Source organism: Stenotrophomonas sp. YJH_SMC_29, assembly GCF_059371235.1.
Genome location: NZ_JCAFUK010000011.1, coordinates 132,866 through 146,532 on the forward strand (window position 1 = coordinate 132,866; position 13,667 = coordinate 146,532).

General features: G+C 67.0%; 13 protein-coding genes. 4 read left to right on the top strand and 9 right to left on the bottom strand.

The genetic code is table 11. The features are described 5' to 3' along the window. The first annotated feature begins 244 nt into the window (after nt 1-244). On the top strand, nt 245-1,102 hold the full coding sequence (locus tag AC5P9I_RS13525) for an endonuclease/exonuclease/phosphatase family protein (RefSeq protein WP_235645206.1): 858 nt from the start codon (nt 245-247) through the stop codon (nt 1,100-1,102). 19 nt (nt 1,103-1,121) lie between these two features. Here AC5P9I_RS13525 and AC5P9I_RS13530 read toward each other — a convergent pair whose 3' ends face one another. After that, complete coding sequence (locus tag AC5P9I_RS13530; protein ID WP_049470327.1) at nt 1,122-1,385, bottom strand: hypothetical protein; 264 nt, start codon at nt 1,383-1,385, stop codon at nt 1,122-1,124. A 141-nt stretch (nt 1,386-1,526) separates the two neighbouring features. Between AC5P9I_RS13530 and AC5P9I_RS13535 the strand changes: the two genes are divergently transcribed. Continuing rightward, the gene (locus tag AC5P9I_RS13535; RefSeq protein WP_187756630.1) at nt 1,527-1,904 is read left to right on the top strand and encodes a VOC family protein; all 378 of its coding nucleotides are present in this window, start codon (nt 1,527-1,529) and stop codon (nt 1,902-1,904) included. A gap of 41 nt (nt 1,905-1,945) precedes the next feature. Here AC5P9I_RS13535 and AC5P9I_RS13540 read toward each other — a convergent pair whose 3' ends face one another. The 6 genes from AC5P9I_RS13540 to AC5P9I_RS13565 form a co-directional block, all read right to left on the bottom strand. Beyond that, nucleotides 1,946-3,367 (bottom strand): efflux transporter outer membrane subunit, encoded by a 1,422-nt coding sequence (locus AC5P9I_RS13540; RefSeq protein ID WP_495217366.1) that lies wholly within the window; start codon nt 3,365-3,367, stop codon nt 1,946-1,948. Further along, nucleotides 3,361-4,098 carry an SDR family oxidoreductase gene (locus AC5P9I_RS13545; protein WP_049470334.1) on the bottom strand — a complete coding sequence of 246 codons (738 nt, stop codon included), beginning with the start codon at nt 4,096-4,098 and terminating at the stop codon, nt 3,361-3,363. The genes AC5P9I_RS13540 and AC5P9I_RS13545 overlap by 7 nt, the downstream gene beginning before the upstream one ends. 63 nt (nt 4,099-4,161) lie before the next feature. Beyond that, nucleotides 4,162-7,332, bottom strand: a complete 3,171-nt coding sequence (locus AC5P9I_RS13550) for an efflux RND transporter permease subunit (RefSeq protein ID WP_057493810.1) — start codon at nt 7,330-7,332, stop codon at nt 4,162-4,164. Between the two features lie 127 nt (nt 7,333-7,459). After that, the gene (locus AC5P9I_RS13555; RefSeq protein WP_049470340.1) at nt 7,460-8,683 is read right to left on the bottom strand and encodes an efflux RND transporter periplasmic adaptor subunit; all 1,224 of its coding nucleotides are present in this window, start codon (nt 8,681-8,683) and stop codon (nt 7,460-7,462) included. A gap of 91 nt (nt 8,684-8,774) precedes the next feature. Next, nucleotides 8,775-9,545 (bottom strand): SDR family NAD(P)-dependent oxidoreductase, encoded by a 771-nt coding sequence (locus AC5P9I_RS13560; protein WP_049470344.1) that lies wholly within the window; start codon nt 9,543-9,545, stop codon nt 8,775-8,777. Further along, complete coding sequence (locus AC5P9I_RS13565) at nt 9,542-9,769, bottom strand: hypothetical protein (RefSeq protein ID WP_049470347.1); 228 nt, start codon at nt 9,767-9,769, stop codon at nt 9,542-9,544. The genes AC5P9I_RS13560 and AC5P9I_RS13565 overlap by 4 nt, the downstream gene beginning before the upstream one ends. A 147-nt stretch (nt 9,770-9,916) precedes the next feature. Here AC5P9I_RS13565 and AC5P9I_RS13570 point away from each other — a divergent pair, with 147 nt between their 5' ends. Beyond that, complete coding sequence (locus AC5P9I_RS13570) at nt 9,917-10,948, top strand: LysR family transcriptional regulator (protein ID WP_005416157.1); 1,032 nt, start codon at nt 9,917-9,919, stop codon at nt 10,946-10,948. Nucleotides 10,949-10,980: 32 nt separating this feature from the next. On the opposite strand, the gene AC5P9I_RS13575 is transcribed toward AC5P9I_RS13570, so the two are convergent. Then, nucleotides 10,981-11,871: a LysR family transcriptional regulator gene (locus AC5P9I_RS13575; RefSeq protein ID WP_049470353.1), complete on the bottom strand. Its 891-nt coding sequence runs from the start codon at nt 11,869-11,871 to the stop codon at nt 10,981-10,983. Between the two features lie 120 nt (nt 11,872-11,991). Here AC5P9I_RS13575 and AC5P9I_RS13580 point away from each other — a divergent pair, with 120 nt between their 5' ends. Then, on the top strand, nt 11,992-12,717 hold the full coding sequence (locus AC5P9I_RS13580) for an SDR family oxidoreductase (protein WP_049470357.1): 726 nt from the start codon (nt 11,992-11,994) through the stop codon (nt 12,715-12,717). 211 nt (nt 12,718-12,928) lie between these two features. Here the strand turns inward: AC5P9I_RS13580 and AC5P9I_RS13585 are convergent, their stop codons facing one another. Continuing rightward, on the bottom strand, nt 12,929-13,624 hold the full coding sequence (locus tag AC5P9I_RS13585) for a YiaD family glycine zipper/OmpA-like lipoprotein (RefSeq protein ID WP_005416156.1): 696 nt from the start codon (nt 13,622-13,624) through the stop codon (nt 12,929-12,931). Nucleotides 13,625-13,667: the final 43 nt, after the last annotated feature.

Consider the following 13,667-nt stretch of genomic DNA (forward strand, 5'->3'; position numbering starts at 1 on the left):
GAATCAATCGTGTCATGGCACAGCTCCTTGTGGTTCCGTTGTGGGTTTGCTGCTGCGATGCCGGATTCAATGGCCGGCACGGCCGTTCTAGCACGCAGGCCCGGTCTGACGGGTCAATGCGCCGTCAACGCCAGGCTGAATACGCCCCATTCCCGACAGATGCCGCCAGCGCGTGCACAGCCATCCACCGGCAATCCGTGCGATGCTCCGTGAAACCGTTTTCATGGAATGGAGGGATTCCACGATGTTGTCGCGTTTCCGTCGCCCCGCGCTCTCTGCGCTGCTGGCCCTTGCCCTGCCTCTCACCAGCGCCTGGGCGGCTGCCCCCGCGCCGTTGAAGGTGATGTCGTTCAATGTGCGCACCCCGGCCGATACCGAACCCGGCAAGCGCTGGCCTGACCGCCGCGACGCGATGGTGAAGGTCATCCTCGATGCACACCCCGCAGTGATCGGCACCCAGGAACTGGTGCAGGAGCAGGCCGACTACCTGGCCGGGCACCTGCCCGGCTATCGCTGGTTCGGCGAGGGCCGCCGCGGGGGCAGCGGTGACGAGCACATGGGTGTGTTCTACGACAGCAATGTGCTGGCAATCGAGCAATCAGGCAACTTCTGGCTGTCCGACACACCGGACGTGCCGGGCAGCATCACCTGGGGCAACCTGTATCCGCGCATGGTGACCTGGGCGCTGTTCCGCCGCATCGACGACGGCCGCCGCTTCTACTTCATGAACACCCACCTGCCCTACCGCGACGAAGACGAACCGCGGCGGGTCAAGTGTGCCGAACTGATCGGCACGCGCGTGGCCAAGCTGCCGGCCGATCTGCCCGTCGTGCTGACCGGTGACTTCAACAGCGAACCCGGCGGCGACACCTACAAGGCATTCACCCGCGTGCTGCAGGACACCCGTACCCAGGTGAAGGCCCCGCAGGGCCCGCGGCTGACCTTCCACGATTTCACCGGCAAGGCCACCGTGCAGCTGGACTGGGTGCTGGTGCGCGGCTTCCATGCGCGCAGCTTCCTGACCGACGACCGACGCGTCGATGGCGTGCTGCCGTCGGACCACTTCCCGCTGGTGGTCGAGCTGGACTGGCCCAAGCACTGAGCAGCCACGGCAGCCGCCGTTACAGCGGTGGCTGCCGCGACAGCAGGCGATACAGCGCCTGATGCTGGTCGCGCGCCTGGCAGATGCGGGCGCCGATCGCCAGAAACACGGCCACACCGATCAGGCCCAGCCCGAGCATCGAATCCTGCAGGCGCAGGAAACCGACCGCAGCGGCCATCGTCGCCAGCACCAGCAGCACCACGACCGCCACCGACAACCCGGCACCGGGTGGGCCCGGATCGCCGAACAACATCCGTTGGGTATCCCGCCATCCGTCCGCCATTGCTTGTCCTCCCAGGTGCCTGACCCACTAGTTACACGGCGCGACGCCGTTTCGGCAGAGTCAGAAACGTCACGGACGTGAAGATGTCCACGCGGGGCACCGCGCTACCCTGCCGCATCCCCCTGGACCGCGGAGCAGGACATGGCACACCAGAGCCGGCTGGCCGGATTCATCATCGACTGCCAGGACATGCCCGCCGACGAGGCTGCCCGCTTCTGGGCCGCCGCGCTGGGCCTGCAGGCGCAGGCGGCACGTGCCGAAGACGGCGCCGAGTACGCCGACCTGCTGGGCGCGCCGGCAGGCTTGGACGTGGAGGTGCAACGCGTCGATCACCCGTCACGGGTGCACCTGGACATCGAGAGCGACGACATCGATGCCGAGGCCGACCGCCTGGAAAAACTCGGCGCCCGTCGCATCGGCTTCGTCAAACGCTGGTGGGTGATGGAAGCGCCCTGCGGCCATCGATTCTGCGTCGTGCGCATGCGCGACCGCGCGGTGCCGGCCAACCAGTGGCCCTGAAAGAAGAAAGGGACGGAAGCCAGCGCTTCCGTCCCCCGGGTCTACTGCAGTTGCGCCACGCTGGGCGGCTGCGGTGATTGCCCCCAGCCCCCCAGTGCCTTGTAGACGCCCACCACGCTGACGTTGACTTCGGCCTCGGCCGCCGCCAGGGCATCGTCGGCAGCCAGCTGCGTGCGCTGCGCGTCGAGCAGGGTCAGGAAGTCCTCCGAGCCCTCGCGGTAGCGGATCTGTGCCAGCGATTCGGCACGCCGTGCCGCCTGCGCCTGCTCGACCACGATCGCCAACCGTGCCTGCTGCTTGGAATAGCGGGTCAGCGCGTTCTCGGTGTCCTCCAGGGCGAGCAGTACCGCCTGTTCGTACTGCGCGGCCACGCCTTCGGCTTCAGCCTTGCTGGCACGCAGGCGCGCACGCACGGTACCGAAGTCGAACGCTGCCCAGCTCAGCGACGGGGTCAGCGACCAGGCCTTGTTGTTGCCGTTGACCAGGCCGCTGGCATTGCCCCCCAGGAAGCCGACGAAACCGGACAGCGACAGCCGCGGGAACAGATCGGCGGTGGCCACGCCCACGCGCGCGGTGGCGGCCGCCAGGCGCCGCTCGGCCACGCGCACGTCGGCGCGCTGGCGCAGCAGTTCGCGGGTGTCACCCAGCGGCAATGCCTTGGCGAAGGCCGGCACGTCGTGCGGCGCAAGCATGTCGGTCAGTACTTCCGGACGCTGTCCCAGCAGCACGGCCAGCCGGTTGCGCGACTGTGTCTCGGCCACTTCCAGCAGCGGGATGTCGGCCTCGATCGCCTTCAGGCGCGCGCGGCTGCTCTGCACGTCCAGCTCGCTGCCGGCGCCCAGTTCCCAGCGCGCCTCGGTCAGCTTCTGCGTATCGCGCAGGTTCTCCAGCGTGTGCTGGGCCACGGCGATGCGCTTCTGCGTCCCACGCAGCTCGAAGTAGTTGCGTGCCACTTCGGCGGCGACCAGTACCTGCGCGTCGGCCAGGTTGGCCTGCTCGGCACCGAGGTCTGCACGCGCGGCTTCGGCGGCACGGCGCTTGCGGCCGAACAGATCCAGCTCCCAGCCGGCATCGAAGCCGAGCTGGTAGCTTTCACTGAACACCCGCTGCCCACCCAGCTGCGGATCGGGCTGCTTGCGGCGGTCGTAGCTGCCGCCTGCGGTGATGTGCGGGGCCTGGTCAAGGCGGCTTTCGACGAACACCGCGCGGGCCTGGCTGACGCGGGCCACGGCCACGCGCAGGTCCAGGTTGTCCGACAGGGCACCATGGACCAGCTGCTCCAGCACCGGATCATCGAACTGCGCCCACCAGCTGGCGACCGGCGAGGCCGTGCTGAAGACCGGCTGCTGTGCACCCTGCAGGACCACCGGTTCCTGCACCGGGGCCTTGTAGTTCGGGCCGACGCTGACACAGCCCGCCAGCACCAGGCTGGAGACGGCCATCGCCAACGTGCGGATCACCATGGCAGCACCTCGCCCAGGTAGGTGAAGCTGCCGCTGGCACCGGATTCACCGATCAGCGCCATTTCCACGCTGGAACGCGCGCCTTCGCTGATTTCGATCTCGCCGTTGCCGCCGTTCATGTCGGTCTTTACGTAACCCGGATGCACGGTGTTGACCTTGATCGGCGTGTTGCGCAGCTCATAGGCCAGGCTCAGGGTCCAGCTGTTCACTGCGGCCTTGGACGCGTTGTAGGCCGGAATCTTGAAGTCGTAGATGCCCGAGGAGGGATCCGCGTGCAGGGTCTGCGAGCCGAGCATGCTGGACACATTGACGATGCGTCCGGACTTGGACTGCTTGACCAGCGGCAGGAATGCCTGGGTTACCGCGACCAGCGCATAGACGTTGGTATCGAAGGTGCGCTTCCAGGTGTCCAGCGACTGCTCGGACGGCGCCTGCGCCGGGTTCTCGATCATGATGCCGGCATTGTTGACCAGGATGTCGAGGCGACCGTGGCGCTGGCGCACCTGCTCGACCGCTTCGGCGATGCTGGCCGCGTCGGTCACGTCCAGCTGCAGGGCTTCGACCGGCAGGCCTTCAGCCTGCAGCTTCAGGGCCAGCTCCACCGCGGTATCGCGCTTGCGACCGGCCAGCAGCGTGTGCACGCCGGCCTCTGCCAGCTGGCGCACGGTTTCCAGGCCGATGCCACGGGTGGCGCCGGTCACCAGCGCGATCTTGTTCTGATGGGTGTTCATGGATGCATGCCTTGTCTGTGGGGAGAGTGGCCGCCGGCCAACGACCGGCGGCGGAGTTCCGTATCAGTGGTGGATGGTCGGTTCGCCGTGCTGCACCAGCTGACCGCCACCATTGCGGGTAACCAGCTTGCGCAGCGCCACGTAGAACACCGGGGTGAGGAACAGGCCGAACAGGGTCACGCCCAGCATGCCGGCGAACACGGTAATGCCGGTCACCGAGCGCACCTCGGCGCCTGCACCGTGCGACAGCACCAGCGGTACGGTGCCGGCGATGAACGCGATGGAGGTCATCACGATCGGGCGCAGGCGCAGGCGGCAGGCTTCCAGCGCGGCTTCAACGATGCCCTTGCCGCCCATCTCCAGCTCTCTGGCGAATTCGACGATCAGGATCGCGTTCTTGCACGCCAGGCCCATCAGCACCACCAGGCCGACCTGCACGAACACGTTGTTGTCACCGCCGGTCAACCACACGCCGAACAGCGCGGACAGCAGGGTCATCGGCACGATCAGGATCACCGCCAGCGGCAGCGACCAGCTTTCGTACAGCGCGGCCAGCACCAGGAAGGCCAGCATGATCGCCACCGGGAACACGATGAACGCGGCCTTGCCCTGCGTGGCCTGCTGGTAGCTCAGGTCGGTCCATTCGGTGGCCATGCCCACCGGCAGTACCTTGCCGGCGATCTCGGTCAGCTTGTTCATCGCCTCGGCCGACGACAGCAGGCGCGGATCGGCTTCACCGGCCAGGTCAGCGGCCGGATAGCCATTGAAGCGCAGCACCGGGTCCGGGCCGAAGGTCTGCTTGATGGTGACCATCGAACCGATCGGCACCATCTCGCCGCGGTCGTTGCGGGTACGCAGCTTGCCGATGTCCTCGACCGTCTCGCGGAACGGACCGTCAGCCTGGGCGATCACCTGCCAGGTACGGCCGAACTGGTTGAAGTCGTTGACGTACGCCGAACCCAGGTAGGTCTGCAGGGTGTCGAACAGCTCGGTGAGCTGCACGCCCTGTGCCTTGGCCTTGACGCGGTCGACCTCGGCATCCAGCTGCGGCACGTTGGCCTGGTAGCTGGAAATCGGGAAGGCCATGCCCGGCGTCTGCGCCACGGTGCCCTGCATCGCCTGCACGGCGTTCTGCAGCGCGCCGTAACCCAGGTTGCCACGGTCCTCGATGAACATCTGGTAGCCGTTGCCGTTGCCCAGGCCGAGGATCGGCGGCGGCATCATCGCGAACGCGAAGCCTTCCTGCAGGCCGGCGATCTTCTGGTTGATCTCGGCGTTGATCTGCGCGGCGGTGCGGCCATGGCGCTCGGCGAACGGCTTGAGCGGGATGAACGCCACACCGGTGTTCGGCGTGTTGGTGAACTGCAGCGCGTTCAGACCGGGGAACGAGATGGTGTGGGCGACGCCATCGGTTTCCTGGGCGATCTTGGCGACCTTGCGCAGCATTTCATCGGTGCGTGCGATCGACGAACCTTCCGGCAGCTTCACACCCGCAATCAGGTACAGCTTGTCCTGGGTCGGGATGAAGCCCGGCGGCACCAGCTTGAAGATCACGCCCGTACCGACCAGCAGGATCGCGTAGACCACGAACACCGCGCCACGGCGGCCGAGGATGCGGGCCACGCCACGCTCGTACTTCTCCGAGCTGGACTTGAAGAAGCGGTTGAACGGACGGAACACCCAGCCGAACAGGCGGTCGATCAGGCGGCTCGGGCCGTCCTTCGGTGCGCCGTGGGCCTTCAGCAGGCGTGCGGCCAGGGCCGGCGACAGGGTCAGCGAGTTGATCGCCGAGATCACCGTGGAGATGGCGATGGTGACGGCGAACTGCTTGTAGAACTGGCCGGTGACCCCGGACAGGAACGCCATTGGCACGAACACGGCACACAGCACCAGCGCGATCGCCACGATCGGGCCGGACACTTCACGCATGGCCTGGTGGGCCGCAGCGGTGGGCGACAGGCCCTCTTCGATGTTGCGCTCGACGTTCTCCACCACCACGATCGCGTCGTCGACCACGATGCCGATCGCCAGCACCAGGCCGAACAGGCTCAGCGTGTTGATCGAGAAGCCCAGCAGGTACAGCGCGGCGAAGGTACCCACCACCGACACCGGCACCGCGATCAACGGGATGATCGACGCGCGCCAGGTCTGCAGGAACAGGATCACCACCAGCACCACCAGCGCGATCGCTTCCAGCAGCGTGGAGACCACGGCCTTGATCGAGTCACGCACGAAGATGGTGGTGTCATACACCGCTTCGTACTTCACGTCGGCCGGCATCGTCTTCTGCATCTCGTCCATCGTCGAGATGACCTTGTCGCGGATTTCCAGCGCGTTGGCGCCCGGCGACTGGAAGATACCGATACCGACCGCGTTCTTGCCATCCAGCTGCGAGCGCAGGGTGTAGTCACCGGCACCCAGTTCAAGGCGGGCCACGTCGGCCAGGCGCACGATCTCGCCGTCGGTGCCGCTCTTGAGCACGATGTCGCCGAATTCCTTTTCGGTCTTCAGCCGGCCCTGGGCGTTGATCAGGGTCAGGAACTTGCTGTCCGGCAGCGGTTCGGCGCCAAGCTGGCCGGCCGAGACCTGCACGTTCTGCTCGCGCATGGCGCGCACCACGTCGCTGGCGGTCAGGCCGCGCGAGGCCACCTTGTCCGGGTCCAGCCAGGCACGCATGGCGTAGTCGCCGCCACCGAAGATCTGCGCGTCACCCACGCCCGGAATGCGCGCCAGCGCATCCTTGACGTGCAGGCGGGCGTAGTTGCGCAGGTACAGGGTGTCGTACTTGCCTTGCGGCGAGGTCAGGTGCACCACCATCAGGAAGGTGGGCGACTGCTTCTGCGTGGTCACGCCCTGCCGGCGCACGTCCTCGGGCAGGCGTGCCTGGGCCTGGGCCACGCGGTTCTGCACCTTCACCGCCGCCGCGTCCGGGTCGGTGCCCGGGCGGAAGGTGACGGTCATCTGCAGCACGCCGTCCGAGCCGGCAACCGACTTCAGGTACATCATGCCTTCGACGCCGTTGATCGCCTCTTCAAGCGGCGTGGCGACGGTCTCGGCAATGACCTTGGGATTGGCGCCCGGATAGACCGTGCGCACGACCACCGACGGCGGCACCACTTCGGGGTACTCGCTGATCGGCAGGATCGGAATCGTGATCAGGCCTGCGGCGAAGATCACGATCGACAGCACCGCCGCGAAGATCGGCCTGTCGATGAAGAAACGGGAAAAGTCCATGGAGGAATTCCTGGGAAAGGCGTCCGGCGGGCAACAGCCACCCTGCCCCTCGCCGGGATGACGAAGGCAGGAAAGGCTGCCGCTGGCGCCGGCAGCTAAGCGGGGACGCGGATCAGGAGCCGGCGGATCAGTGGTTCAGCGCAGCGGTTGCATCGCGGCCCGGTGCCGGCGCCGACTGTGGCTGCATCGCCACGGTCTTGGCCTGCACCGGCATGCCCGGCATGAAGACCTTCTGCACGCCGTCGATGATCACCTTGTCACCGGCGGCCAGGCCGTGCTCGACGATACGCAGGCCATCGGCGGTGCGGCCGAGCTGGATGTCGCGGCGCTGGGCCTTGCCCTCCTTGTCGACCACGTAGACGTACTTGCGGTCCTGGTCGGTCAGCACGGCCTTGTCATCGATCAGCATGGCCTGGAACTGGCCGCTGCCGAGCAGCTGCACGCGGGCGAACAGGCCCGGCGTGAACTGGCGGTCGGCGTTGTCCAGCAGCGCACGGACGCGGATGGTGCCGGTGCTGCGGGCCACCTGGTTGTCGAGGAAGTCGACCTTGCCCGCATGCGGGTAGCCCTCTTCCCCGGACAGGCCCACCTTCACCGGCAGCGCGCTGTCACGCTCGCTCGGGCGCTCGCCCTTGCGTGCCATCTGTGCATAGCGCAGGAAGGTGCTTTCGTCGGCATCGAAGTAGACGAACACGGTATCCAGCGAGACCAGCGTGGTCAGCACGCTGGCGCTGTCGCCGGCAGTGACCAGGTTGCCGGCGGTGACCATCGCGCGGCCGGCGCGGCCGTCGATCGGTGCACGCACCTTGGTGAACTCCAGGTTGAGGCGGGCGGCATCCAGCGCCGCCTGCGCGGCCTGCACGGCGGCCCCGGACTGGTCGGCCGCGGCGCGACGCTGTTCGGCGGTCTCGGTGGAGATCGCCTGCTGCTCGGACAACCGCTTGGCGCGCTCGGACTCGCTGCGCGCCAGCGTGGCCTGGGTGCGGGCGCGGGCCAGCTCGGCGGCGGCGCGATCGTATTCGGCCTGGTAGCTGCGCGCGTCGATGGTGAAGAGCACTTCGCCCTTCTTCACTTCCTGGCCTTCGACATAGTTGACCTTGTCGATGTAACCGGACACGCGCGGGCGCAGTTCAACGCTCTGCACCGCTTCGACGCGACCGCTGAACTCGTCCCATTGGCTGACCTGCTTGACCAGCACCGGCGCCGCGCTGACCTGCGGCGGCGGCGGCGCACCGGCTTCTTCGGCATGGCCGCCGCTGCAGGCCGCAAGCACGGCCGCGGCGAGGATCGACACGCCGACCATCGCGATGCGATGGCCGAAACGATGTGGGGTGGTATTGGGGGAAGTCATGGCATGCATCCGTACGGAGGGGTGGTACAGCAATATGAGAACGTGTTGCAAAAATCAGCGGCGCATCCTGCGACCTCAACCATGGTCGAGGTCAAGCAACACCTGCGGTATCGCGCCACGAAGGGGGAACGTCCAGGTGCAGCAGCCCGCGTGGCAGTTCGGCATCGCTGCTGTCACAGCGGACGATGGCGCGGTTGTCGCGGCAACCGTCGAGCAGCGAAACCACGCGACGGCCAACCAGCAGCGAGCTCGGCCACTCGATGCAGGCGTTGGCGGCATTGGCCGGGGTACACACCGGGCTGCAGACTTCCAGCATCTGCGCACGCACGCCCAGTGCCTGTGCTTCCTGGTGGACCACCTGCGCGTACATGCGCAGCGCCGCAGTGGTGATCGAGGTCTCGCCGTAGCCGGCCCACGGCTTGGCGCTGGCCGGGCTGCCGATCATCACGTAGCGCCGCGCATGCACGTTGTCCTGCAACAGCGGCAGCAGGTGGCGTACGGCGTGCACGTGCGGCATCAGATCGGCCTGCATCGCGCCCAGCAGTTCATCACCGTTGCGGTCGATCACCCGGCCGCGGCGGTAGGGCCCGCCCATTGCCGCGATCACGGCAGCCAGGGGGCGCGGGCGCTGCACGATGCGCCCGGCCAGCGCGCGGGCCGAGCCGTCGTCGCTGAGCGAGCCCAGCATCGTCTCCAGGCCCGGCTCATCGGCGAACTGCTCATGCAGTGCGGCCAGCCGGCCCGGATCGCGACCGACGACCAGCACCGGGCTGCCGGCTTCCAGCAATGCGCCGACCACGCCCTGGCCGACGGCACCGGTGCCGCCGAGGACCAGGACTTCGGGCGTCAGTATCCCATTCACGGGACATTTCCTCCCAAATCCGGGATAGTCCCAATCCGGCGCAGCCGGTCGCCCTTGTGCGGGACCAGGCGGAGGGCACCGCCACGCTGCTGACGCATGGGCGCGGTAAACTCACGGAAGTCCTTGTGCACCAAGGAACTGGGACGTGCTTCGACGGTCATCGCCAGGTCCAGGGCGTTCTGGCCGACGTGCCGGAAGCGGGCAAGAATGTTGCGCAGGCTCATGGCGAGGGGGCTCCATTTCACGAATGGCGCCACGATAGACCTCAAACCTTTACTTGATTAGTCCTGATTAAGGGGAATAATCATCCCGCACCCGGTCCAATCGTTCTGTCACGATTGCCCCATTCCCGACGTCCAGGATCCCCGACCATGTCCCACGATCTCAACGAGACACTGATCTTCGTCAAGGTGGTCGAGCAAGGCAGCTTCATTGCCGCTGCCAAATCGCTCGGCCTGCCCAAGACGACGGTCAGCCGCAAAGTGCAGGAACTGGAAACGCGCCTGGGCGCGCGCCTGCTGCACCGGACGACCCGGCGCCTCGGCCTGACCGAAGCCGGCTCGATCTACCACGAGCATTGCCAGCGCATCGCGCGCGAGCTTGAAGAAGCCGAGAGCGCGGTAAGCCAGCTGCAGTCCGGCCCACGCGGCTGGCTGCGCTTCACCGTGCCCTATTCGATCGGCATCACCTGGATCGCGCCGCTGCTGGGCCAGTTCCACGCGCAGTATCCGGAGATCCGCCTGGACATGCACATGGGCAACGAGAAGCTGGACCTGATTGCCGGCGAAGCAGATCTCGCGTTGCGCGTGGGTGCCCTGCCCGATTCCAACCTGGTCGCGCGCAAGCTTGGCAGCCTGCGCACGCAGGTGTTCGCCAGCCCGGCCTACATCGAACGCTATGGCGAGCCGCTGCATCCGGAAGAACTGCAGTTCCATCGCATCCTGGCAATGCGCAAGCCGTACCACACCGGCAACTCGCCGCGCTTTACCTGGCAGCTGGGCGAGAACGGCGGCGAGCTGCGCGACTTCCCGGTCACCCCGCTGATGACCGCCAACGACATGTCCGCACTGAACGGCGCATTGGTCTGCGGCGAGGGCCTGCTGCTGACCGGCGACGTGATGGCCAAGCCGTTCGTTGAATCGGGCATGGTGCGTCGTGTACTGGCCGGCTGGACCGGTCCGGAAGTGGACTTCAACGCGGTGTTCGCCGGCGGCCGCCTGGTCTCGCCGAAGGTGCGTGCGTTCGTCGATTTCCTGGTGGAAAAGCTCAACTTCGACGCCAACTACATGCTGGCGCAGTGCCCGGGTGCGAAGCTGGCGCAGCAGCAGAAGGCGCAGGAAGACGCCGCGCTGGAAAGCAGCGGCAAGCGGATCCTGGAAAAGGTGGCCGCTTCGGCGGCGTAACCGGATCTTGTAGAGTCGAGCAGGACTCGACTCTACCGTTCGGACAGCACGTGCTCCACCAGCGCGCGCAGCTTCGGCTCGGCCTGCCGGCGGCTGGGGTAATACAGGAAAAAGCCCGCAAACCGCGGACAGTATGCTTCCAGCACCGGCACCAGTTCACCGCGCTGCAGCCAAGGCCGCCAGGTCTCTTCCATGCCGATGGCCAGGCCCGCGCCGGCCAGCGCCAGCCTGAGCATCACGCCCATGTCGTTGCTGGTGATTTCAGGCTGCACATCAACACTGAATTCCCGGCCGCGCTCCTCGAATTCCCAGCGATAGGGCGCTCTGCCGGGCGCGCTGCGCCAGCCGATGCAGCGATGCGCGCCCAGTTCACGCGGGTGGGTCGGCAGCACGTGCGCATCGCGATAGTCCGGCGAGCACACCACCAGCTGGCGCTGCCGCGCCGACACCGGGACCGCGACCATGTCCTGCGCAATGACCTCCCCTAGACGCACGCCGGCGTCGAAGCCCGCGCCGACGATGTCGAACGCCTCGTCGGTCACGGTGATGTCCAGCTGCAGCGCCGGGTAGCGTGCTGCGAACGTGGCCAACAGCGGGCCCGCCAGGAACGCTTCGGCGATGGAGGACACGGCAAGCCGCAGCTGCCCGGACACGGCGGCCTGGCGGCGCACGCTGGCCTCCAGCGCATTGCCCAGTTCCGCCAGCGCAGGGCTGACCGAGACCAACAGCGCCTGCCCGGCATCGGTGAGGCTGACGCTGCGCGTCGTGCGCAGCAGCAGGGCAACGCCCAGCGACTGCTCCAGCTTGGTGAGGGTCTGGCTGACCGCAGATCGAGTCACGCCGAGTTGCTGGGCCGCGGCGGTGAAGCTGCGACAGTCGGCCACCCGCTGGAACACGGCCAAAGCGTTGAGATCGACGGACATTGGTTAGCAATTCTGAACAAGGTAATCAGGAATCGCCATCTTATCGCGGCAAGGCGTGCCATCTACCGTGGCTGCACCGGGCACGCCCGGGCACTCCCTACCCCCTTCAGAGACACCGCCATGAGCCTTTCCCGAACCATCCTGATCACCGGCGCCTCCAGCGGCATCGGTGCCGGCATCGCCCGCGCCCTCGCACAGCCGGGCGCGCGCCTGGTCCTCGGTGCCCGCCGCGTGGATCGCCTGCAGGCGCTTGCCGACGAACTGCGCCAACAGGGCGCCGAAGTGCGGGTCCACGCGCTCGACGTGACCCAGCGCGCGCAGGTCGATGCCTTCGTCGAAGCCGCGTTGCGGCATTTCGGCTCGATCGACGTGATCGTCAACAACGCCGGCGTGATGCCACTGTCCCTGATGGGCTCGCTGAAGGTGGAGGAATGGGACCGGATGATCGACGTGAACATCCGTGGCGTGCTGTACGGCATCGCTGCCGTGCTGCCCGGCATGATCGCCCAGCGCAGCGGCCAGATCATCAACATCGCCTCGGTCGGCGCACTGTCGGTGGTGCCGACCGCAGCGGTCTACTGCGCGACCAAGTATGCGGTGCGCGCGATTTCCGACGGCCTGCGCCAGGAGCACCGCGAACTGCGGGTGACCTGCATCCATCCTGGCGTGGTGGAAAGCGAACTGGCCGACAGCATCACTGATCCGGCTGCCGCCGAGATGATGGTCGGCTACCGCGCCATTGCGTTGCAGCCCGACGCGATCGGGCGCGCGGTGAGGTTTGCGATCGAGCAGCCGGACGATGTGGATGTGAATGAGATCGTGGTGCGGCCGACGGCGACGGTGTAACGAAGGTCTGGCCGAGTGGCCCTTGCAGAGTCGAGCCGTGGTCGACTGCTCGCATGGTGTCGAGCATGGTTCGACTCTGCAGGCGCCAGAGCACGCGATGCTGCGGCCGAGTGTTCCAGTGTGTGCCGAGCAACGCTCGGCACCTACAGAAAATGCCGCCTGCAAGGGCGGCATTTTCGTTCCGGCTGCGCCGGGACTGTAACGCTGCGCGTTACTGCTTGAGCGGAATCACGCGGATCTCGACGCGGCGGTTCTTGGCACGGCCAGCATCGGTGCTGTTGTCGGCGATCGGGTACGCCTTGCCGGCGCCCAGCGTTTCGATACGCACGCTCTGCACGCCCTGGCCGATCAGGTATTGCGCCACCGAGTCGGCGCGTTCCTTCGACAGGCGGTTGTTGACCGCGTCGCTGCCGATGCTGTCGGTGTGGCCCACTACTTCGATCATGGTCTGGTTGTACTCGCGCAGCGTACCGGCCACACCGTTGAGCGAGCCGTAGAACTGCGGCTTCAGGGTGGCCTTGCCGAAGTCGAAGGTGATGCCGTCCGGCAGGTTCAGCATGATGTTGTCGCCCTGGCGCTGGACATCGATGCCGGTATTGGCGGTGCGCTCGCGCAGGGCGCGTTCCTGGCGATCCTGGTACTGGCCAACGGCGGCGCCGCTGAGCGCGCCGATACCGGCGCCGATCAGCGCGTGCTGACGACGTTCGGTCGCACTGTCGCCGGTCAGCAGGCCGGCAGCCACGCCGATGGCGGTACCGATCAGCGCGTTGCGGCCGGTCCGGTTCTGCTGCTCGGTCGGGTTGCCGTACTGGTCACTCTGCACGTAGGAGCCGCCGGTGGCGCAGGCCGACAGGACGGCCGCACTCATCAGGGCCAGTGCGACGTTGCGGGTGGTGTTGCGGATCATGGAGTTCTCCTTGTTTTCCGGTCGGGCCGGCGGCTTGCGGGCG

What these genes read in the sequence shown, in the direction of transcription:
- AC5P9I_RS13525 (WP_235645206.1), top strand. Translation starts at nt 245, where the DNA reads ATGTTGTCGCGTTTCCGTCGCCCCGCGCTCTCTGCGCTGCTGGCCCTT.
- AC5P9I_RS13530 (WP_049470327.1), bottom strand. Translation starts at nt 1,385, where the DNA reads ATGGCGGACGGATGGCGGGATACCCAACGGATGTTGTTCGGCGATCCG.
- AC5P9I_RS13535 (WP_187756630.1), top strand. Translation starts at nt 1,527, where the DNA reads ATGGCACACCAGAGCCGGCTGGCCGGATTCATCATCGACTGCCAGGAC.
- AC5P9I_RS13540 (WP_495217366.1), bottom strand. Translation starts at nt 3,367, where the DNA reads ATGGTGATCCGCACGTTGGCGATGGCCGTCTCCAGCCTGGTGCTGGCG.
- AC5P9I_RS13545 (WP_049470334.1), bottom strand. Translation starts at nt 4,098, where the DNA reads ATGAACACCCATCAGAACAAGATCGCGCTGGTGACCGGCGCCACCCGT.
- AC5P9I_RS13550 (WP_057493810.1), bottom strand. Translation starts at nt 7,332, where the DNA reads ATGGACTTTTCCCGTTTCTTCATCGACAGGCCGATCTTCGCGGCGGTG.
- AC5P9I_RS13555 (WP_049470340.1), bottom strand. Translation starts at nt 8,683, where the DNA reads ATGACTTCCCCCAATACCACCCCACATCGTTTCGGCCATCGCATCGCG.
- AC5P9I_RS13565 (WP_049470347.1), bottom strand. Translation starts at nt 9,769, where the DNA reads ATGAGCCTGCGCAACATTCTTGCCCGCTTCCGGCACGTCGGCCAGAAC.
- AC5P9I_RS13570 (WP_005416157.1), top strand. Translation starts at nt 9,917, where the DNA reads ATGTCCCACGATCTCAACGAGACACTGATCTTCGTCAAGGTGGTCGAG.
- AC5P9I_RS13575 (WP_049470353.1), bottom strand. Translation starts at nt 11,871, where the DNA reads ATGTCCGTCGATCTCAACGCTTTGGCCGTGTTCCAGCGGGTGGCCGAC.
- AC5P9I_RS13580 (WP_049470357.1), top strand. Translation starts at nt 11,992, where the DNA reads ATGAGCCTTTCCCGAACCATCCTGATCACCGGCGCCTCCAGCGGCATC.
- AC5P9I_RS13585 (WP_005416156.1), bottom strand. Translation starts at nt 13,624, where the DNA reads ATGATCCGCAACACCACCCGCAACGTCGCACTGGCCCTGATGAGTGCG.